Below are 22,161 nucleotides of genomic sequence, written 5' to 3' on the forward strand. Positions count from 1 at the left end.
AAACATCCAAAATGGCAAAAAAAGTAAACATTGGTCTGGTGCAAATGAGCTGCACTTCGGACGTTGATGCTAACTTTCAGAAGGCTACCGAGAAAATCCGCGAAGCTGCGCAAAAAGGCGCGAACATTATCTGTCTGCAAGAGCTGTTCAAGTCGCTGTATTTCTGCGATGTCGAAGACCATGGCAATTTCAGTCTGGCCGAAGCCATTCCCGGCCCGTCGACCGAGTCGCTGGGTGCATTGGCGAAGGAACTGGGCGTGGTGATCATCGCCTCGCTGTTTGAAAAACGTGCGCACGGCCTGTACCATAATACCACCGCCGTACTCGACGCCGACGGTGCTTATCTGGGCAAATACCGCAAAATGCACATCCCCGACGACCCCGGTTACTACGAAAAATTCTATTTCACGCCGGGCGACGCCTCGCCGGGCGATGCTCCCGTGAGTGAGCGGGATACCGACGGCTACCGGATATTCAATACCAGATTTGCCAAAATCGGCGTGCTCATTTGCTGGGATCAGTGGTATCCCGAGGCGGCGCGCATTACCAGCCTTATGGGCGCAGAAATCCTCTTCTACCCTACGGCTATCGGCTGGGATGTAAATGAAAAGGATCCTATTATTAATGAAGAACAGTACGGAGCCTGGCAAACCGTGCAGCGCGGACACGCCGTCGCGAACGGCGTATACGTAGTGTCTGTGAACCGCGTGGGCCGCGAAGCCGACCAGCAGTTCTGGGGAGGATCGTTCATCGCTAACCCGCAGGGCAGGCTGCTGTACCTCGCGCCGCACGAAGGCGAAGTAACCCACGTGGAAGAATTGGACCTCGAAAAACTCGATTTTTACCGCACTACCTGGCCATTCTTACGTGACCGCCGCGTGGATTCTTACCGCCCTATTTTAAAGCGGTTTATCGACTAGCCACAATATAAAAATATAACTATTTCAATATACCCCAAAAGAGCGCCCGTTAACCGGGGCGCTCTTTTTTATTGTTTCAAGTTCTGGCGGGTGTAAGCGCGGTAAAAACCGACGAGTAACCCAATGTTACAATTTTATAAGAATCAAATTCTAGTAAACACCTATATTTTAGACAATTACAGACTAAAAATCAGCGCATTAATCTACAAAACCGATAGGAAGCGCTAAAAATCAGATTAGTAAAATTTATTATCAAATTATTACAATAATAGTCTGTATTGATTTTAAATGACCAATTTTTATTGCAAAAAACTTCAATTTTTAAATTTAATCTCTTGCATTATTTGACATTGTCAGTATATTTGAAAAGTCATTAAACGAATGACAGAACTTCTAAACCGAGGATATATTCCAGCCGCACATGAATATATCTGACCGTGTTGAGAGGAGCTTGCTGAAAGCCGGAGGTACCGAAACACGGACACCGGGCGGGTTACGCTCCAACACAATATAATTTTTTTAATACAGGTTTCTTGACACCGTGGACAAACACCGCTTGTCGACGTCTGGCTTTTTTATGGCCTCACTGAAACGATCTGACCTGTTTGTCCTCGATTAAAGAGGGTATTGCTTTCCGGAAAAGCAGTGTTGCAAGCTTATGGCTGTGTTGTTCTGTCCACATGAAAGTGTGTGCGGCGCACGGAAATGTGGACGCCTCACAGCCATAACTTTTTTCTCCTCCTACTACTACACCTAACAATTTTAACCCCTGATTCCCATGCGTAAAGTTCTACTCTTATTTATATGGGTTTGTCTGTGTTCCCCGGTAGCTTTCGCACAAGTGCGCCAGCTCACCGGAAAGGTAACAGCGGCCGAAGATGGTCTTGGACTTGCAGGCGCGTCAATCATTTACAAAGGCACCAATGTGGGTACAAATGCCGATGCTGACGGTAATTTCAGCTTTTCGGTTCCGGGTGACGGCGTGCTCGTCATCTCATATGTAGGTTTCCTGATCAAAGAAATGCCGATCGGCAACCAAACCAAATTTGACATCAAACTGGACGCTGACACGCGACAGCTGGCCGAGGTGGTGGTAACCGCATTCGGTATCGAGCGTGAGAAAAAGGCGTTGGGATATACAGTACAGGAAGTGAAAGGAAGCGCACTCACCGAATCGCGTTCAACGAACGTAGCAAATGCCCTTTCGGGCAAAATTGCCGGCGTTCGCGTGCAATCCAATGGCGGTCCGGGCAGCGGCTCCACGATCCAGATTCGTGGATCATCGTCTGTTTCCGGCAACAACCAGCCGTTGATCGTGATCGATGGCGTACCTATGGAGCAAACCGCCAACAAAACGTGGGGAGGCGGTATTTCGGAGATCAATCCCGACAATATCAAGGAAATGTCCGTACTCAAAGGGCCCAACGCGGCCGCATTGTACGGCTCCCGCGCAGCCAACGGCGTTATCCTCATTACTACTAAAAACGGCCAGGGTACGAAAGGGCTTGGTGTGGATATCAACTCCAACATCAGTTTCGAACGCCCGTGGATCAAACCGAATTTCCAGAACACTTATGGGGGTGGTAATGGCTACCGCACCTGGTATAACGACGGTTGGAGCGGCAACATCACCGATCCGGCCGAGATTGCGCAATACCGCGCCGTTTACGACGCACGATATCCGCTCGTAGGATCAGAAGGGACAGACGAAAGCTGGGGAGCTCCGATGGACGGGCGCCTGGTGAGACAGTGGTGGACTGGTGACGATGTTGCACCACTGACTCCTCAGCCCAACAACTGGAACGAGTACTGGAATACCGGTCGTACCATTACGAACAGCGTTGCGCTGAACGGCGGTAACGACAAGGGGTATTTCCGCCTCGGCCTGAGCCGTGTGGATCAGACGGGTATTATGTACTATAATGATTTTCACCGGAACAATTTCCGCATTAACTCCGGCTATAACCTGACCAAGAACCTCAGCATTACGCTTTCAGGCGAGTACATCAAATCGGGTTCCGACAACAAGAGCTACGGCAGCGGACAGGAGTTCATCTGGTCGCACCGCCACGTATCGTGGGCGCAGCTGCGGGATTATGAAAGCTATATGGATGTGCACAACCAGCGCGGCAACGACACCGACCCGCCTAACTGGCAGCACACGTTCTTCACCAACCCGTATTTCTCTCAAAAGAAACTTCCGCAAAGCAATGAGAAGGACCGCCTATTGGGTAACATCGCATTGAATTACAAGATATTGCCATCGCTGAGCATTATGCTCCGCAGTGGTACCGACTACTGGACCGATACGCGCATTAACGTATCCAACTTCCTGCGCGTCCGCAACGGCGTTCGCACACCGGGACGCTTTTCCGAAGAAGTATTGCGCAGCCAGGAAACCAACTCGGATTTCATGCTGACTTACAACAAGAACATCAATGCGGATTTCGGATTGAATGTACAGGTCGGCGGTATTAAACGTACCAATTACTACAAAAGGAACTACTTCTATGTGGGTGAAATGGTGGTGGACGGCCTGTACAATGCAGGAAACTCCGTTCCAAGCCAGAATACCATTGAAAGTGAGATCCGTAAATCGGAAACGCAGAGCTTGTTCGGAACGGCTAACCTCTCTTGGAAAGACGCATTGTTCCTCGACCTGACCGCCCGCAACGACTGGTCGAGCACGCTGCCTGCCAATGCACGCTCGTACTTCTATCCTTCGGCGTCGTTGAGCGCAGTGCTTACCGAGCTGTTCGATGTGAAGAGTAACGTGTTCACTTTTGGCAAAGTCCGCGCGAGCTACGCCCAGGTAGGTAACGACGCTACGCCTTACCAATTGGCGCAGACATTCCTCGCAAAAGGTTCGTGGAATGGCGCAGTGCCCAAATTCTCCGAAAACATCGAAATCGCCAACAGCGGCCTGAAACCTGAAATCACAACCGGCCTCGAACTCGGTGCGGATCTGCGCTTTTTGAAAGGCAAAATCGGCCTGGACGTAACCTACTACAACCAGACGACCAAAGACCAGATCCTCGGCGTGGAAATTTCCAAAGCGAGCGGTTACAACACCCGCATCCTGAATGCCGGAAAGATCACCAACAAAGGGATTGAAATCTCGGTCTCGGGAACGCCGGTGAAACTGCCGGGCGGTTTCAGTTGGGATGTGTCGCTCAACTGGGCGCGCAACCGCAACAAGGTGGTGGAACTCGCCGAAGGTTTGACAACCTACACACTCGCTACACAACGCGGTATGTCGTCGGAAGCACGCGTAGGCCAGCCCTACGGCACATTCTACGGTGTAGGTTTCCAGAAATACAATGGTCAGGTCGTTTACGGCGCGAATGGTCTGCCGCTCACAGCTGCCGGACAAAAGCTGGGCAACATCCAGCCCGACTGGATCGGCGGTATGCTGAACACGTTCAACTACAAAGGCTGGTCGCTGAGCGCATTGGTGGACGTTCGCATGGGTGGCGATATTTATGACGAAGGCACCGGAACAGCCCGCTGGACAGGCCAGTATGCCGAGACCGCATTAGGCCGTGAAGAAGGTGTGATCGGCCAGGGTGTACGCGAAGTGACGGCAGCTGATGGTTCAAAATCTTATGTTCCAAACGATATTATCGTAACTGCCAACCAGCTTTATGGCTATTCCAACCCTCGTAACTACCATGAGTCGGCAATTTTCGACGCGAGCTATGTAAAACTACGCGAAGTGTCGCTCGGCTACTCTTTCAGCCCTGCATTGTTGAAAAAGGTAAAAATTCAGTCGGCCAAGATCTCGCTCGTCGGACGGAACGTATGGATGATCTTCAAAAACACCCCGCATATCGATCCGGAGATCGATGCGAAAGGTGGTAACCAGCAAGGATTCGGTTATGGCGAGCTTCCGAGCTCCCGCAGTATCGGTGCAAACCTCTCGCTGTCATTCTGATCCCCTCCAAATTATTTGAAGACCTAAAAGCATTACGAGATGAAAAGCATTTTGACCCATAAAAACATCTGGATGACCGCCCTTGCAGGCGCAATGAGCATCACCAGCTGCACCAAGGATTTCGACAGCATGAACGTGAGCCCGAACAGCCCTACGGCTATCGGCCCGCAATACCTGCTCCCTACCGGTATCGAAACGTCGGTTGACCGCTACTGGGGCCACCGCGACCGCTTCGAGCGCATTAACATCGACGCCGCCGAATTGTACGTGCAGCACTTGACCCGGAATATTTACAGCAACGAAGGCGACGATTACACCGTTTCGCCCGCATTGCTATCCAACAACTGGAAAGGCTTTTTCAACGACGGCCTGCTCAATTTCCAACGCATCATTAACCAAACCAATGCCGAGTCGGCTTCACCTAACGCTAATTATGAGGGAGTTGCACTGGTGATGCGCACCTGGGTATTCTCCCTCCTTACCGACATGTACGGCTCGATCCCGTACACCGACGCCATTAAAGGCACGGGTACCGACCCGATTTACACGCCCAAGTACGATTCGATGGAGACCATTTATGCCGGTTTGCTGAACGATCTGAAAATGGCCAACGAAAAGTTGTCGGTAAGCGGCCCGGCCATTGCGGGCGACATTTTGTATGCGGGTGATATTTTGAAATGGAAGAAATTCGCCAACTCGCTCCGTCTGCGCCTGGCTAACCGCCAGGCCGCTAAAAAACCAGCCGAGTCGAAAGCGATATTTGCCGAAATCCTCGGCGACGCAGCCAAGTTCCCGATTTTCACCAGCAATGCGGATAATGCCTCATTGAAATGCACCACTGTGCTCCCGAGCAATAACGAATGGAACCAGATCCTGATCCAGGGCGGCCGTACCGACTGGAACATCAGCAAAACGCTGGCCGACAAGATGAATGCATTGGGCGATACCCGCATTACCGTGTATGCCAATCCTAACAAGGACGGTCTCTACCAGGGCCACGCCAACGGCCTGCCCGATGCGATCGCGACCGGCTACCTCGCTACCAGCTCCACCATCGGCAAGGCATTCACCGATGCCGCTGCGCCCGAGGTAATCATGACCTTCGCCGATTTGAACTTCATCCTGGCCGAGGCCGCCATTGACGGTGACATTACCGGCGATGCCAAAAAGTACTTCGAAGCCGGTATTACCGCCTCGTTCGCGCAGTACGGCCTCACGCCGCCTGCCGATTACATAACCAAAGCCGGCCCGGTAAGCAAGGAAAAGGTACTCGAACAAAAATGGATCTCGCTGTTCGGGCAGGGGGTGGAAGCATGGATCGAATGGCGCCGGACGGGCTTCCCTGTTTTCCCCGCACCCGACCCGCGTGCCGTGCTGAACAATGGCGGCGTCCTCCCTACCCGCTTCAACTATCCGGCATCGGAATACTCGCTGAATGCAACCGCGGTAGGCGACGGCGTGAAGCTCAATGGTGGCGCCGACGACATGAAAACCAAGCTGTGGTGGGCTGAGAAATAACGGTTTATTCCCAATTCCAAGACATTGAAGATGATGAAAAATATCCAATCGCTTTTCCCTTCCGCGCTGGTCATGCTGGCAATCACGTTTGGTTTTGTGTCATGCAAAGAAGAGGACCCGTTCCTCGACCGTGACGTGGCTCCGGTGCTGGTTGACATCGTAGGCGCTCCGTTCGGTGCTCCTATTGCCAGCGAACCGACCGTCACCTATTCCGCCACCGCCGAAAAACTAACGCTTTCGGCCCGGCTGCTGGAACTCGACAAGACCAATATTCTCGACCATACCAAAGGTATCGACTCCATCCCGGTACCGAACCTGGCCATTAAAATCACCCTACGTACAGGCGCTGTCCTGGGCGAAGTTACTTCCGATGCACAAGGGGTGGTCAAACTGGAAAAAACCTGGGCCGACCTGGGCGTAACAGCGCCAAAAGCAGGCAGCATTACCAAGATATCCTGGTCGGGCAGCCATAAGGGAATCGCATTTACGCGATTCTCGCAAGTACAGGCTAACTAACTGAAAAACAAGGAATATACGCTTCGCAGTTGACCTGCCGATTTTGTAACTTGAATTAAGATTTTTACTCCTAATAATTATCGTCACGTACTTAAACAATTGAACAATGAATCAAAAAATCGACCGTCGTAATCTGTTAAAGTCCGGTTTAATGGCACTGGGCGGCATCGCCGTAGCACCACACCTTACTGCCGGCGCATTCGAGAACACACCGTTGTCACTGGATCCTGAAAACCGCATTTACCGTAGCCCGATGGTGAGAGAACACTTCTTGCCAAATGACTTCAAGGCACCAAAAATCGTTGCCAGGTTAAGTTCGAACGAAAACCCATACGGCCCGCCGATGTCGGCCCAGAAAGCGGTGGCTGATTCCGTGAAAAACGGGAACCGTTACGCCTGGAAGGAAATGTACGACCTCATCGATAAAATCGCGAAAAAAGAAGGCGTTACTGCTGAGCACATTATGATGGGCCCCGGCTCGTCCGATTTGCTCGAAAAAGTAGCATTGGTCACTTTTATGAATGGCGGCAATATCGTATCAGCCGACCCTTGCTATATGTCGCTCGTGAGCGTGGCGAAATCGGTAGGCGCTACCTGGAAGCCCGTTCCATGTACAGCCGACTGGTCACACGACCTGAAAGCTATGGAAGCGGCGATCGACAAGGATACTAAACTGGTTTATGTTTGTAACCCCAACAACCCGACAGGAGCCATTACCAAAGGCCAGGACCTGCTCGACTTCTGCTCGCGCGTGTCCGAAAAAGTACCGGTGTTCGTGGACGAGGCTTACATCGAGCTCGCAGTAGGCGCCGATACCCAAAGCATGGTTTCCCTGCTGGCCCAAAAGAAGAACGTGATCATCGCCCGTACATTCTCCAAAATTATGGGTATGGCCGGTATCCGTGTGGGTTACATTGCGGCACAGCCTGAATTCCTCGCCGGTATCAACAAAATCACACGCGGCGGAATGGGCATTTCCTACACGTCGATTTTCGCGGCATCCGCCAGCCTCGACGATAAGGATTTCCAGGGCAACACCCGCAAACTGAACCACGAGGCCAAAACATATCTCTACGAAAACCTCGACAAGATGGGTTACAAGTACATCCCGTCCTACACCAATTTCGTGCTCTTCCCCATTTCGATTCCGGGCAAGGAGCTGCTCAGCAAAATGACCGCCAAAGGCATCGCCGTCCGCTCTTTCGACGTCCAGAACAAACCATGGTGCCGGGTTAGTATCGGTACGATGGATGAGATGAAGGCGTTTGTGGGGGCGCTGGGGGCACTTAGCTAACGCTACGGTCAAATATTTGTCAGGTGTTGTCAAGTATTGTCAGATGTGGTCATGTGTTGTCAGGGACAGTTAAGTATTGTCAGATGTGGTCATTTATAGTCAGGCATTGTCAAATTTTCTCCTTTCTATATTTTATAATATTCCACTACCAATGAGAATTCCTGACCAAACCTGACTACATCTGACAACACCTGACTATAAATGACCACTACCTGACAACACCCGACCAAGAAGTTACAGATTTTCACTCCCGTTACTTACCTCGTTACAACACTCCGCGAAAGCACCACTCCTCTTTAATCTTCGATACACTCCTATTACTTAAATATGCCTGATCATGAGTGACGCATTGCAAAAAACCATCACGCTATTATTACTAATTGCCTTGGGACTGTTGCTCAAAAGCAAGTTCAAGAACAAGGACCAAACCAACGGCATCAAGGAGATTATCCTCTCCGTAGCGCTACCCTCAACGATATTTATCTCTCTAATGAAAATAGACATCGATTCGTCGATGTTCGTGATTCCGCTCGTTACGCTGATCTTCAACTTCCTGATGTTCTTTTCCGCGCCGCTTGCATTCGCATTGTTTGGAATAGAAAAAAACAGCCCTACCGGCCGCACGCTGATGATGCTTATTCCTTCATTAGCACCGGGCTTGTCATGCTTTCCGTTCATTGCTGAGTTTTTGGGAGAAAAAAGCCTCGCTATCGCCGCATTGGCCGACGTGGGTAACAAGTTCTTCGTGCTCATCTCGCTTTACATTCTTGCAATGAATATGTTTTTGAAAAATAGCGACGACAAGGAAACTAAAATGGGCGGAAAGCTGAAAAGCCTCTTCGCAAGCATGTTCCAGGAGCCTATTAACCTGCTGATTTTCATTGCAATTATCCTGCTGAGCCTGGGAATCAATTACAGCAAGCTGCCGCCATTGGTTTTGGATATTTTTGATAAAACCAGCGCGATGATGACGCCGCTCGTACTACTCTTTATCGGCCTGGCCGTGCAACTAAAAGAGGGCAAGAAGCGTATCGTTGCAAGTATACTGTTCTTCCGCGCGGGCATCACGATGCTCATCAGCGCGGGGATGATCTACGTCCTGAACATTACCGACCAGAATATGGTATTGCTGTCGATTGTGATCCCATTGAGTGCCGCCAGTTTCTGGCCGCTCGCCCACATATCCGCATTCAACCTGCGGGAAGACGCGAAAGGCATGGCCAAGGAGAAAAGAACATTTGATCTGGAACTGGCTGTGTTGTTACTTGCATTTTCTTTGCCATTCTCAACGATATTAATTTTAGCGATTTTGTCCTCCGGTTCATTCTTTGCGCACACCTCTACACTCATTACAACCGGGCTGGTATTAATCTGCCTGGGTGCTGTACCGAATGTGGTTAGCAAGGTATTTGTCAAAGTGTCGAAGGCATCTTCATAATCCAACACCACATGAAATTTCTGACCACCAGTATTTTTTCACTCCTGTCACTCACCATCTTTGCCCAAACCGAAATAGCGGCCGTCAGCAGCATCCAGTCGCAGGCGACGATCCGGATTTCGAAAAGTACCAAGCGGTGCAAGTATTTCTCGGCCAATGCACCGGTGACGATGGCCGACGGCAGCGTCAAATCCATCGCGGAGGTGCGTGTGGGTGAGCATGTGAAGACGTGCAAAGACGGGAAAACGACGATTACGCAGGTAAAACAGATCGATGTTTTTAATCAGCCTACTTCGCCCTTGACGGCCGTGTACCTTCGTCCTGCGGAAGACAACACTTCCGGATCGCCGATCGTACCCGCATTGCTGCTCGAAGCGACGCCACATCACTATGTGCAGACGAACCATGGAAGAAAACGGATGAAAAGGCTTTCTAAAAAGGATATTCTCTATCATTACGAGCCTTCCACCGGCATTGTATCATCTTGGAAAGTGGGGGCAGTGCAGGAAAATGCCCGGCGCGTGAGCAAGGCTTACAACCTGGAAACTGTGGACGGGACTTACCTGGTCGACAATGTGATGGTCGCCAACAACTGAATTCATTATTTGCTCAACGATATGTAAAGCCTCGCTCGCGGGGCTTTATTTTTTTGGCCAGCTTCAAAACCTTTTACGACCTTTGCACTTCATTTTTGAGCAGAACCAATACATTTCATATACTTTGGCAGCAAATACCGCTTCATCCACACCCCGTGAACTGGGTTTTACTTTCCCCGCCGAATGGGCCCCGCACCGCGCTACCTGGCTTACTTTCCCGCATAACGACGCCTCCTGGCAGGGCGACAAACTAGCCAAGATGAGACCGCAATATCTGGCATTCATCAAGGCGATCAGCGAGGGAGAAAATGTGGGGATTATTGCCAATGACGAAGCATTGAAGCAGTTCATTATCGGCGAGCTTACGAAAACGGGCGTCGATCTGGCTAAAATTGAATTCATCGTAAAACCTACAAACGACGCCTGGTGCCGCGACCATGGTCCTTCTTTTGTGGTAAATCCTAAAACCGGGGAGAAAATGATCGTCGACTGGGGCCATAATGCCTGGGGCGGCAAATACCCTCCTTATGACGACGATAACCGCACACCGCGCGCCGTAGCCGAATACCTGAACCTGCCGGTCGTTAATCCGGGGATCATTATGGAAGGCGGCTCGGTGGAATTCAATGGCGCGGGCAGCTTGCTTACCAGCAAATCATGCCTGCTGAACCCGAACCGTAACCCGCATTTGAACCAGGGGCAAATCGAGCAGATATTGTGTGATTACTACGGCATCGAGCAGGTCTTGTGGGTAGAAGACGGCATTGTAGGCGACGATACCGATGGCCATATCGACGATACCACGCGTTTTGTGAATGAAGACACTATCGTTGCCTGCGTCGAAACCGATCGTAACGACGAGAATTTCGCGGTGCTGAACACCAACCTGCAAATGCTGAAAGAAATGCGTTTGCTGAACGGAAAGCAGCCGAATATCATTGAACTTCCGATGCCCAAAGCCGTCATTATCGACGATTTCCGTACGCCGGGTTCCTATGCCAACTTTTTGATCTGCAATGCAGGGGTAATTGTGCCGGTATTCAACAATCCGCACGACCAGATCGCCATCGATATTCTGGAAAAAGCATTTAATGGCCGGAAGATCATTCCGCTATTAGCTACGGAAATCATTTGGGGCCAAGGCAGCTTCCATTGCCTGAGCCAGCAGGAACCTTTGGTTTAATCCGCCAAATTTTCCCAGTCGGTGCGCTCGTGGAGGAATACATTGTAGTCCACGAAGCCACGGATGCCGTCTACCCAGCCTTTTTCGCTGTGCTGCCAGAACAACACGTGCGCGTCGGATGCGAGGTCGTTCAGGTGCGTGCGTGAGTAGCCTGCGAGCCAGAGGGGATATTCGTCGAAGTTGCCTGCGATGTATTTTTTGTAGTAATGCTCGTTGACGTAAATGATTGGCTTCACACCATAATGCGCCTCGATGAGCGTCAGCCAGTTGCGGACGCCTTTGATAATGATGTCGTCGGGCTTACCGCCATTCACTTCCAGGTCGAGCACAGGCGGTAAGTCGCCCGCTTCCATTCTTACCTGACCAATGAAATTATCCACCTGGCGATCGGACATTACCCGCGGGTTGTAGAAATGATAAGCGCCGCGCTTCATCCCAACTCTTTTGGCCTCGGCCCAGTTACGTTTGAATTGCCGGTCGAGGTGCGTTGCGCCTTCGGTGGCCTTAATGTAAACGAAATCAATGCTCACATTCTCCGAGCGTGCACTTTTGAGTTTATCCCAATTGATTTTCGCATTGTGGTGGGAAACGTCGATCCCGTGGACCGCGTAACGCAGCGGCAGCTTGATCCCGAACTTGCTGATAAACTCCCATTGGTTTTCGTCGGTCCGGTCGTTCCACCAGATCAGCCCACCGATCACCACCACAATGGCCCCAATAATGGCCCAACCCTTTGCGGGGAGCGGTTTCAGGTATTTTACTTTATTGAACGAGGTGCGGGTCTTCTTCTTTGCCATACCGTGCAAAATTAAGAAAGATCGTTATTCCCGGCATATCGCCATTCATTTTCCATAATTACCACTCGTGTACTATGTAATGCATAGTACCTGATATAGCACATATATTTGAATCAACAAAACGGAATTATTAGCCATCATTTAAAAAGAACATAGCCATGAAACCTTCAATTAAAACAATCGCAATGACAATGGTAATCGCTGCCACCTTCGCATTCAATTCTTTTGCAGAAGATAAAGAAAGCAAAAAAGCAGCAGCGTTCGGAACAGGCATCTTCGCTTCCAACAGCGGCAAGATCCACGTCAACGTCGACAAATACACCGACAGCAGAGCGGTGGTGTTGATCACCAGCAAAAGCGGGCAGGTCATGTATCGCGAAACGATAAGCCATGACACCAACAAGTTCAGAAAAACCTTTAATGTGAATGAGTTGCCAGCCGGCACTTACAGCATCGAGGTTTCCGCCAACGGTCAGAAAACCGAAAAGAGCTTCGAAGTGTCAGAGATCCGCACCGAACGCCAGGTTTCCATCAAGTAACCAACCCTATCCTGCAAACAAAATGGCCAGCTCCGACACCGGGCTGGCCATTTTGCATTTGTATTTCAATCGCAGAATCAGATCACCACGTTCACAATGCGCTTCAGCACCACCACTACCTTTTTGGCCGGCTTGCCTTCCATCCATTTCTGAACGGTAGCGTCTGCCAGCACTTCCTTCTCGATTTCGGCCGGTGGCGTGTCCAGCGGGAAAGTCAGCGAAGCGCGAACTTTTCCATTGATCTGCACGGGATATTCGAACACCGATTCCTGCACATATTTCGCTTCAAACAACGGGAACGCCGCTTTTGAAACGCCGCCCGCTTCATTACCCAATGCAGCCCACAGTTCTTCCGAAATGTGCGGCGCGTAAGGCGAAAGCAGGATTACCAGTTGTTCCAAAACTTCCTTGCTCTGGCACTTCTGGCTGCCCAGCTCATTCACACACACCATGAATGCACTCACGGCCGTATTGAACGAGAAGTTCTCGATATCCTCCCCGATCTTTTTGATCGTTTTATGCAAACTCTTCAACTCCTCGGGCTTCGCGGGAACGTCTTTCACCTGCCACTGGCCGGTTTCGGTATAGAACAGCCTCCAAAGCTTGCGGATGAAGCGGTAAGTTCCGTCGATACCGTTCGTATTCCAAGGTTTTGCCTGATCCAATGGCCCCAGGAACATTTCGTACAAACGCAGGGTATCAGCCCCGTAGCGCTCCACGATGTCATCGGGGTTCACGACGTTGAATTTGGATTTCGACATTTTCTCCACTTCCACACCGCAAATGTATTTGCCGTCTTCGAGAATGAATTCCGCATTTTCGCCGGCGATATCGGGACGCGTAGCTTTGAATTTCTCCACATCAAGCACATCGTTTTCGACAATATTTACATCCACGTGCAATGCCGAAACTTCATACTGTGATTTCAAACCCGCACTTACAAACACCGGCTTGCTGTAATCTTCACCTTTAACCCGGTACACAAAATTGCTGCGCCCCTGGATCATGCCCTGGTTGATCAGCTTCTTGAACGGTTCTTCTTCCAGCACAAAGCCCCGGTCTTTCATGAATTTGTTCCAGAAACGGCTGTACAACAAGTGGCCGGTCGCGTGCTCGGTTCCGCCGATGTACAAATCCACGTCTTTCCAATAGCTGATGGCTTCTTTCGACGCGAATTCGTTCTCATTTTTAGGATCCATGTAGCGGTACCAGTACCAGCTGCTACCCGCCCAGCCCGGCATGGTGCTCAGCTCATAGCCATTGCCCGAGCCGTGTTCCCATCCTTGCGCGCGACCCAATGGTGGCTCACCGTTTTCAGTCGGCAGGTATTTATCAACCTCCGGCAAGTTCAACGGCAGTTCGTTCAAATCGAGCAGGTACGGTACCGGCTGGCCTTCGCTGTCATTTTTGTAATAAACAGGCACGGGCTCCCCCCAGTAACGCTGGCGGCTGAACACCGCGTCACGCAGGCGGTAGTTGATCTTGCCCTTTCCTAATCCTTTTTCTTCCAGCACATTAATCAGCTTCTCGGTCGCCTCTTTGTAGGTTAATCCATCGATAATGCCTGAATTGATATATTTTCCTTCCTTCGTCGCGTCGGCTTGGATCTCGATGTCCTTTTGCGCGTCGAGGATAGGGATAATGGGCAAATTGAAATGCTTCGCGAAATTCCAGTCGCGCTGGTCGCCGGATGGCACGGCCATTACCGCACCGGTTCCGTAGCCTGCCAACACATAATCGGCAATGTAAACGGGCACTTTCTCCCCGCTGAACGGATTGAGCACGTACGCGCCCGTGAATGCACCCGAGACGGTTTTCACGTCCGACATCCGGTCGCGCTCCGATTTCTTCTGCGTCATCGCGATGTACGCGTCGATTTCCGCACGCTGCTCCGGCGTCGTGATCACATCCACCAGTTCATGCTCCGGCGCGATCACCATGAATGTTACACCGTAAATCGTATCAACGCGGGTTGTGAACACTTCGATTGAAGGAGGAAAGGAGGAAGGGGAGGATGGAGGAAAGGGAGGATTAGATTCTCCTTCCTCCCTTTCTTCCCTTTCCTCCCCTTCTTCCCCATTCCACACCTGGAACTTTACAAGCGCCCCGACAGAACGCCCAATCCAGTTGCGCTGCTGCTCTTTCAATGATTCGGTCCAGTCGACCGTGTCCAAACCATCGATCAAACGTTGTGCATATGCGGTAATGCGCATCATCCACTGGCGCATCAGTTTCTGGATCACGGGGAAACCGCCGCGCTCCGAAACGCCGTCTTTTACTTCATCGTTCGATAATACCGATCCCAATCCCGGGCACCAGTTTACGGTGGCGTCGGCGACGTAGGTAAGGCGGTATTTCAATGTCATCTTATATTGTGCCTCCTCCGACCATGCATTCCACTCTTCGGCGGTGAATGCGGGGGTATCCTCGTCGGCAGGCGCATTTACTTTGGCATTACCTTCCTGCGCAAACTTCGCGGTCAGCGTTTCGATAGGCTCTGCCTTGTCGGTATCGTTGTTGTACCAGCTGTTGAACAGTTCGGAGAAAATCCACTGCGTCCATTTGTAATAGCCCGGATCGGAAGTCCGCACTTCACGGTTCCAGTCGTAGCTCAATCCCAGGTTTTTCAGCTGCTCGATATAACGGGTAATATTCTGCTCCGTGGTAATCGCCGGATGCTGGCCGGTCTGGATCGCATACTGCTCGGCAGGCAAGCCGAAGCTGTCAAAACCCATCGGGTGCAGCACATTGAAGCCTTTCAGCCTTTTATAGCGGGAATAGATATCCGAGGCGATGTACCCCAGCGGATGGCCTACATGCAAGCCCGCTCCGGAAGGATAGGGAAACATGTCCAACACATAATACTTGGGCAGTTCCGACGTGTTCGACACGCTGAAAGTGCCGTTTTGTTGCCAGTAGTCCTGCCATTTCTTTTCTATTTCCCGATGACTGTACTCACTCATATCCTGTTAGTTGTTATGCTTTTCCCGGGTTCTCGGTGTGTATATCCGCCCAAAATACTGATTATCAGAAGGTAAAGCTTTTGTTTGTATTCTATTTCTCCAAATAAACCGCAAAAATAGCGTTTTTTGATCGGATTCGGGTGGTTGTCGATAATCCGGCATGGGATTTTACCGTTATGCAGCAGTTATTCATCTTACCCCAATTTTCAAATGCTATGAGAAACGTGACGATTGCGCTGTTTGCATTATTGATCAGCTACTCGGCCTCCGCTCAGTACGACCCCGCTTTCCGCTTCGGTATCAAGGCAGGAGCCAATTTATCGAACATCAACGGCAGCAACGACCTCACCCTCGCGCCGGGTGGCAATGCATTCAATTTCAAAGACAATTCGAACCGCTCGCTGGGGTTTGCCGGCGGGGTATTCTTCCGTTTCGGAAAAACATTCTACATACAACCCGAGCTACTGTTGTCCCAGAAAGGGGGGAAATTCAACGTTTACAAAGACGGCCTCACCAACTCGCAGGGAAAAGTCGACGTACGGTTCAGCAATCTGGATGTGCCGGTACTCTTCGGGTTCCGTGTCGCGAAGTTTTTCCGGGTTAACGTAGGACCAATGGCCTCGCTGCGATTATCCAGCAACGGCAAGCTCGGCGACTCATTCGATGATTTCACCGGCGACAATTCGGATATAACTTTCAAAAACCGGCTGGCTTATGGCTACCAGGCCGGTGTGGGTTTCGACTTCGGGCGGATGAGCCTGGATGTGCGCTACGAAGGCAACTTCACGGAGATTGTTAAAGTGAATTTCAACAATGCCACTACCGCCTCTCAATTTGGCAAAAAGGGTAACCTGTTCCAGGCGACGCTCGGTTTCGCCATTTTTTAAAAGTCGGGTTATTCAATGCAAAAACAGGAAACGGAATCTGTGTAAACGGTTCCGTTTTTTTTATTCCTCATGAATGCCGAATGCAGGGCTATTTCTACTTTTGTGTTTCATTCGTTAAATTGCCTGTAAGCGAAATCGCACAAAATCAGGCCCATATATCAGCACAGTGGCTATTAATCAAGATAATGTAAGACTGGTTTTCGGACTCAAACTCAAACAACTCCGGCTCGACAAGGGAATGTCGCTCAGCGAACTTTCCCAGAAATCGGGATTGTCGATTTCCTATATCAATGAAATTGAAAAAGGGAAAAAGTATCCGAAATCCGACAAGATCCTTGCATTGGCGAGCGCCATTGAGGTCGATTACGACACCCTGGTTTCATTAAAACTGAGCAAACGGCTGGAACCGATTTCCGACCTGCTCAGCTCGAATATCCTTACAGAACTTCCTCTCGAACTGTTCGGCATCGATCCCGCCAACCTGCTCGAAATCCTTTCCGACGCGCCTACCAAGATCAGCGCATTCGTGGGAACGCTCATTGAAATCGCACGGAATTACAACATGTCGATCGAGAAGTTTTATTTCTCGGCATTGCGGACTTACCAGGAAATGCACGACAATTATTTCGAGGATATCGAAGAGGAAGCCGAGCGTTTCTTGGCAGAGCAGAACGTGGAGGCATCGCAGCTCCTCGATGAACAACAGCTCGAAAGCATCCTGAAAGATCAATACGGCTACACGATCGAGCCCATCAACGAACGCAACAATCCCGAGTTTGCGACGGTGCGCTCGCTTACCATTACCAATGCAGCCGGCACGCGCCTTTTGATCAATGCACATTTATCGTCCGTACAGCGGGCGTTTATCTACGGGCGGGAAATCGGGTATTTGTATTTAAACCTGAAAAACCGCTTGCATACGACTGCATTGGTCGAAGCGGAGTCGTTTGAGCAATTGCTGAACAATTTCAAGGCATCCTATTTCGGGAGTGCCATTATTATTAAAAGAAGCCTGCTGGTACCGGCCATTGCCGATTTTTTCGCACAAAAAACCTGGCAACCCGAGCGGCTCATCCAGCTCATTCACGATTTCAATACCACACCGGAATCGTTCTGTTACCGGCTCAGTAATATCCTGCCGCGTTATTTCGGCATTAACCAGATCTTCTTTTCGCGTTTCAACAACTTCGTCGGGCAGAACCTGTTCCATATGACAAAGGAAATGCACATTTCCAGAAAGCATTACCCGCATACCGTTCGCGACGAGCATTATTGCCGACGCTGGGTGGCACTTACCATCCTGAACGACCTTGGCGACATTATCCAGGCGAAACAGCCGCCGCGCATTCTCTGCAAAGCGCAAAAATCGACCTATATCGATACCCAGGACCAATATCTGGTCGTGAGTTTCGCACAGCCGATGTCGCCCACTCCCAACCTGAATGTGAGCGTATCGATGGGCATTTACCTCGACGAGCAAACGCGGGAGAAACTGGCGTTCCTCGACGATCCTTCCCTGGCGGCCAGGGACGTAAACCAGACCTGCGAGCGCTGTTCGCTGTTTGACTGCCGGGAGCGCATTGCGGCGCCGGTAATCCTGCAAAAACGGCACAAAAACGAGGAACTCAGGAAAGCTTTGAAACGGATGATTAACTGATCATTTCCGGTTACTTAGTATATTTAAAACGTAAACCCGGGAAATTTCGAACCTTTAATGGGGGTTTCCTGTCACATAAATGTCTGATAAGTACCCTGCCGGTTGCTATTAAAAAAATCTTAGAAATAGGCAGGCGGAAACTTACAGTTCTCTTCTCAACTATCTTTGTTTATTATTTGAAGAAATTGCTATGCCCGGCACTTATGATTTTGAGGATCTCATTCTAAAACTGTCGACCCCATTTTATATATGTCTGATCGGTCTTGAGATCTTTTTAACATACAAAACACCACACGAGGGACTGGCCAAACGTCCGGCCTATTCTCTGAAAGATACATTAATGAACGCGGTGCTGATGCTGCTCAATGGCGGCATCGATTTGCTGTTCCGCGCCGCCTATGTGAGCGTACTGATCTGGTTTTACAATTTCTCCTTCTTTGAACCGATCGCTAATCCTTACTGGTACTGGCTTGCATTGTTCCTCGCCGAGGACCTGGCGTTCTACACATTGCATTATGTCGATCACCACTGCCGCCTGTTCTGGGCGGTGCATGTGACACACCATTCATCGGAGCATTTCAACCTGACTACCGGCTTCCGTTCATCGGTATTCCAGCCGCTCTACCGGTTCATCTACTTCATTCCGTTGGCATTGGTGGGATTCAATCCGGCTGATATCATCGTCATGTACTCTATCACGCAGATTTACGGCATCATCGTCCACACCGAATATGTGGGCAAACTGGGTTGGCTGGAATACATTTTTGTAACGCCCTCTCACCACCGCGTGCACCACGCTAGCAATATCCAGTACCTCGACAAAAACATGGGCATGTGCCTGATCATCTGGGACCGCCTTTTTGGTACTTTCCAGGAAGAACTGCCCAGCGAGCCTCCTCGTTACGGTCTCACCAAATCCCTGGAACAACAAGGCCTGGGGCAAACCGTTTTCCACGAATGGAAGGCCATTGGAGAAGATTTCTCGCAGCCGGTGGATCTTAAAACGAAGTTGAAATACCTCTTCAAAGCGCCGGGATGGTCGCCCGACGGCTCCCGGGAGACGAGTAAGGATTTGCAGCGGAAGCTGGCGAATGCTACTTCGGCCATCGGCTATCAGCCGTCAGACGAAGTAACAAGCAATTTCGAAAGCCGACTGCCGACTGCCGACAGCCGAAGTACTATTACTTAAACGCCTGCATCCCCGTAATCTCCGCCCCCAAAATAAGCAAATGAATATCGTGCGTACCTTCGTAGGTAATCACCGATTCGAGGTTCATCATGTGGCGCATAATGGGATATTCGCCGGTAATGCCCATGGCTCCGAGTACCTGCCGTGCTTCGCGGGCGATGTTCAGGGCCATCGCTACATTGTTTCTTTTCGCCATGGAAATCTGCACGGTAGTAGCCACGCCGGCATCCATAAGCTGGCCTAGCCGCCATGCGAGCAGCTGGGCTTTCGTAATTTCCGTCAGCATTTCAGCGAGTTTTTTCTGTGTGAGTTGAAATGCTCCTATCGGTTTATCGAACTGAATGCGCTCCGCAGCGTACTTCACGGCCGTTTCATAGCAATCGATCGCCGCGCCGATAGCACCCCAGGCGATGCCGTACCGCGCTTTATCGAGGCATTGCAAGGGAGCTTTCAGCCCCTCGGCGCCTGGAAGAATATGTGTTTCAGGAATAAATACATTGTCAAAAACCAGCTCGCCCGTCGCACTCGCGCGCAGCGACCATTTGTGATGGATTTCAGGGGTTGAAAAACCTTCCATACCGCGCTCGACGACTACACCTTGCACCCGGCCCGCTTCGTTCCGCGCCCACACCACGCCTACGTGTGCGAAAGGAGCATTGGAAATCCACATTTTGGAGCCATTGAGGAGATAACCGCCTTCGGTTTTGGTAATATGGCTCTTCATGCCACCGGGGTTCGAACCATGGTCCGGCTCGGTAAGTCCGAAACATCCCAGCCATTCGCCGGTCGCGAGTCTGGGGAGATATTTGCTTTTTTGTTCCTCCGAACCAAATGCATAAATCGGCCACATTACGAGCGAACTCTGCACGGAAATCGTCGACCGCATACCCGAGTCGCCCTTCTCGATCTCCTGGCACATCAGCCCATAGCTCGTATAATCCAGCCCGCCACCGCCATATTCCACCGGAATCGTCGGCCCGAAAACACCCAGCTCCCCGAATTTGGATATTAAATGCAGTGGAAACTCCGCTTTCTGCGCAAAGTCCTCGATAACGGGCTTGATTTCCCGATCCGAAAAGTCACGCACCGCCTGCTGAATGAGGCGCTGCTCCTCGGTCAGAAGGTCGGAGATGTTGAAGAAGTCTGTTTGGTTCATCAGAAAAGAATCAGGCGTGCATAAGCTTGCCTTTTGCTTCTGGAATTTCGCGGCCAAGTTCTTTTGCTGTGGCAATCCATTCGTCGATCACTTTTTGTACGTTAGCTAGCGCCTCGCTCTGTGTTGCACCATCGGCCATACATCCCGGAAGCTCGGGGACTTCAACAATAAAGGATTGATCCTCATTGCTCCAATACATGATCAATTCATATTTACTATTCATGGCTGAAAAGGTTGTATTTGAGTATAATTGCCCTCACCTGCCTGATCTGGTAGGGTTTGGCCTTGTTACCATTCGGCTGAATATTTACAATTTCCGAAATATTCTCTTTATAAAAAATTCTGTGACTGCCCGCACCCATCTTCTCGATGAAACCCATATTTAACAAAATCAGCCTCAATTCCTCAAAGCTAAAATTGTTGTCAGATGCACCTGACAGCAATTTCATAACCAGTTTTTCAAATTTACTCATTTAAATAGTGTGCTAATTTGCAGTTTAAAAAATCCACTTACGCCCCGAACACCTTCTTCACATAAACCAAATCCTCCTTATGCGCCTGAACGCCGTCCATCGTTTTAGGAGAGGTTTTTTCGAGGCATTGTTCCAAAACCAAATGCGGCTTTACGCCCAGGCCGTCCAGCGCATGGGCCAGTCCCGGATAGTCGATATCCCCTTCCGTGAACGTCTCCTGCCATATCCCTCCTTTCGATTGCCGTAAATGCAGCTCGGCGATGCGTTTGCCATACAATTTCACGATATCAAATAGTGCTACCTGCGAGTTGCCCGAACCACGGTAAACCCAATGGACATCGAGGCACAACGACACGTTTTTCGGATCGGTGGCGAGCAACATATGATGGAATTCCCGCGCAGCCGCGCGCAGCTCGACGTCATGCGTGTGGTATGCGAGGGTCATACCCCGTTTTTTGAGTTCCGCTCCAAGTTTATCAAGGTTTTGAGCCTGCCGGGTCAGTTGTTCGTCGGATTTATTCTTGTCGCTTCCCCATTGAATAGGGCTGGGATTTGTTACAATGATTTTGGTATCCGCCGCTTTGAGCGCGTCGGCAATAGCCAGCACGGATTCAATGGATTTGGCACTTTCCTCCGCCTCATGCAATGCGGTATTGACGTAAACCGACGGCATCGCTAACCGGTATTTTTTGAGTACCGGAAGCAGCTTCGGCACCTCGTCGGCATTGTTGAATGCAGGCTCGTAGGCTTTCAACCCCGTGGAAGCAAACTCGGCCAGCGAAGCGTCCGGATCTTTGCCCCAATCCTTGCCGTCGCGGGCATAAAAGGTAATCCAGGAATATTGATTGCAGGATAATGGAAATGGCGCGGCGCTTTGTTCGGCGCGGGCAGCTTCAGAAAGCACTGCTGCTCCGGCCGAAACAGCCAGGGTGTTCAGAAATTGGCGGCGGTTTTGCGACATGGTTTGATGGATTGGATAGTGTTTGATGGTCGTCATGCATTAAAGTAGTGCTATGCGGTTTGCTACCCGACCTCTTCATGCCGATCGATCCTCAGCCGACTCCTTACGGAGTCTATGGTCTATGGTCTATGGTCGGCGGT

Annotated in this window: 18 protein-coding genes; 12 read left to right on the forward strand and 6 right to left on the reverse strand. The window is 50.5% G+C overall.

What is annotated here, in order from left to right; genetic code table 11:
- The first annotated feature begins 11 nt into the window (after positions 1-11).
- The 8 genes from J2Y43_RS22090 to J2Y43_RS22125 all read left to right on the forward strand — a co-directional run bounded on the left by J2Y43_RS22090 (position 12) and on the right by J2Y43_RS22125 (position 11,399).
- Positions 12-920, forward strand: a complete 909-nt coding sequence (locus J2Y43_RS22090; protein ID WP_309987311.1) for a carbon-nitrogen hydrolase — start codon at positions 12-14, stop codon at positions 918-920.
- Between the two features lie 778 nt (positions 921-1,698).
- Complete coding sequence (locus J2Y43_RS22095) at positions 1,699-4,854, forward strand: SusC/RagA family TonB-linked outer membrane protein (protein ID WP_309987307.1); 3,156 nt, start codon at positions 1,699-1,701, stop codon at positions 4,852-4,854.
- Positions 4,855-4,893: 39 nt separating this feature from the next.
- A complete protein-coding gene (locus tag J2Y43_RS22100) occupies positions 4,894-6,372 on the forward strand; it encodes a SusD/RagB family nutrient-binding outer membrane lipoprotein (protein WP_309987303.1) in 1,479 nt (492 codons plus the stop codon).
- Positions 6,373-6,402: 30 nt separating this feature from the next.
- Complete coding sequence (locus J2Y43_RS22105) at positions 6,403-6,888, forward strand: hypothetical protein (RefSeq protein WP_309987299.1); 486 nt, start codon at positions 6,403-6,405, stop codon at positions 6,886-6,888.
- A gap of 106 nt (positions 6,889-6,994) precedes the next feature.
- Complete coding sequence (locus tag J2Y43_RS22110) at positions 6,995-8,182, forward strand: histidinol-phosphate transaminase (RefSeq protein ID WP_309987296.1); 1,188 nt, start codon at positions 6,995-6,997, stop codon at positions 8,180-8,182.
- 337 nt (positions 8,183-8,519) lie between these two features.
- Positions 8,520-9,620, forward strand: coding sequence for a hypothetical protein (locus J2Y43_RS22115; protein ID WP_309987293.1), 1,101 nt, complete (start codon positions 8,520-8,522; stop codon positions 9,618-9,620).
- A gap of 11 nt (positions 9,621-9,631) precedes the next feature.
- Entirely contained in the window at positions 9,632-10,216 is a 585-nt protein-coding gene (locus tag J2Y43_RS22120) for a hypothetical protein (protein WP_223403555.1), read from the forward strand.
- 124 nt (positions 10,217-10,340) lie between these two features.
- Positions 10,341-11,399 (forward strand): agmatine deiminase family protein, encoded by a 1,059-nt coding sequence (locus J2Y43_RS22125; RefSeq protein WP_309987925.1) that lies wholly within the window; start codon positions 10,341-10,343, stop codon positions 11,397-11,399.
- On the opposite strand, the gene J2Y43_RS22130 is transcribed toward J2Y43_RS22125, so the two are convergent.
- Complete coding sequence (locus J2Y43_RS22130; RefSeq protein WP_309987287.1) at positions 11,396-12,196, reverse strand: GH25 family lysozyme; 801 nt, start codon at positions 12,194-12,196, stop codon at positions 11,396-11,398. The two genes, J2Y43_RS22125 and J2Y43_RS22130, sit on opposite strands and share 4 nt — an antisense overlap.
- Positions 12,197-12,354: 158 nt before the next feature.
- On the opposite strand from J2Y43_RS22130, the gene J2Y43_RS22135 reads away from it, so the two are divergent.
- A complete protein-coding gene (locus tag J2Y43_RS22135) occupies positions 12,355-12,735 on the forward strand; it encodes a hypothetical protein (protein WP_309987285.1) in 381 nt (126 codons plus the stop codon).
- A gap of 77 nt (positions 12,736-12,812) precedes the next feature.
- On the opposite strand, the gene leuS is transcribed toward J2Y43_RS22135, so the two are convergent.
- Positions 12,813-15,698: a leucine--tRNA ligase gene (gene leuS / locus J2Y43_RS22140; RefSeq protein ID WP_309987282.1), complete on the reverse strand. Its 2,886-nt coding sequence runs from the start codon at positions 15,696-15,698 to the stop codon at positions 12,813-12,815.
- Positions 15,699-15,913: 215 nt separating this feature from the next.
- Here leuS and J2Y43_RS22145 point away from each other — a divergent pair, with 215 nt between their 5' ends.
- The 3 genes from J2Y43_RS22145 to J2Y43_RS22155 all read left to right on the forward strand — a co-directional run bounded on the left by J2Y43_RS22145 (position 15,914) and on the right by J2Y43_RS22155 (position 19,431).
- On the forward strand, positions 15,914-16,585 hold the full coding sequence (locus J2Y43_RS22145; RefSeq protein WP_309987279.1) for a porin family protein: 672 nt from the start codon (positions 15,914-15,916) through the stop codon (positions 16,583-16,585).
- Between the two features lie 166 nt (positions 16,586-16,751).
- Positions 16,752-18,242: a helix-turn-helix domain-containing protein gene (locus J2Y43_RS22150; RefSeq protein ID WP_309987275.1), complete on the forward strand. Its 1,491-nt coding sequence runs from the start codon at positions 16,752-16,754 to the stop codon at positions 18,240-18,242.
- Between the two features lie 190 nt (positions 18,243-18,432).
- A complete protein-coding gene (locus J2Y43_RS22155; protein WP_309987270.1) occupies positions 18,433-19,431 on the forward strand; it encodes a sterol desaturase family protein in 999 nt (332 codons plus the stop codon).
- On the opposite strand, the gene J2Y43_RS22160 is transcribed toward J2Y43_RS22155, so the two are convergent.
- From J2Y43_RS22160 to J2Y43_RS22175, 4 genes are read right to left on the reverse strand one after another with little or no spacing between them, the layout of a single operon-like run.
- A complete protein-coding gene (locus tag J2Y43_RS22160; RefSeq protein WP_309987266.1) occupies positions 19,424-20,587 on the reverse strand; it encodes an acyl-CoA dehydrogenase family protein in 1,164 nt (387 codons plus the stop codon). The genes J2Y43_RS22155 and J2Y43_RS22160 overlap by 8 nt on opposite strands.
- Before the next feature lie 10 nt (positions 20,588-20,597).
- On the reverse strand, positions 20,598-20,810 hold the full coding sequence (locus J2Y43_RS22165) for a type II toxin-antitoxin system HicB family antitoxin (protein WP_309987265.1): 213 nt from the start codon (positions 20,808-20,810) through the stop codon (positions 20,598-20,600).
- Positions 20,803-21,060 (reverse strand): type II toxin-antitoxin system HicA family toxin, encoded by a 258-nt coding sequence (locus J2Y43_RS22170; RefSeq protein WP_310226627.1) that lies wholly within the window; start codon positions 21,058-21,060, stop codon positions 20,803-20,805. Before J2Y43_RS22170 ends, J2Y43_RS22165 begins: the two co-directional genes overlap by 8 nt.
- A 37-nt stretch (positions 21,061-21,097) precedes the next feature.
- Positions 21,098-22,021: a sugar phosphate isomerase/epimerase gene (locus tag J2Y43_RS22175; RefSeq protein ID WP_309987261.1), complete on the reverse strand. Its 924-nt coding sequence runs from the start codon at positions 22,019-22,021 to the stop codon at positions 21,098-21,100.
- Positions 22,022-22,161: the final 140 nt, after the last annotated feature.

The sequence above is a fragment of the Dyadobacter sp. BE31 genome, assembly GCF_031457695.1.
In the GTDB taxonomy this organism is placed as follows: Bacteria; Bacteroidota; Bacteroidia; order Cytophagales; family Spirosomataceae; genus Dyadobacter.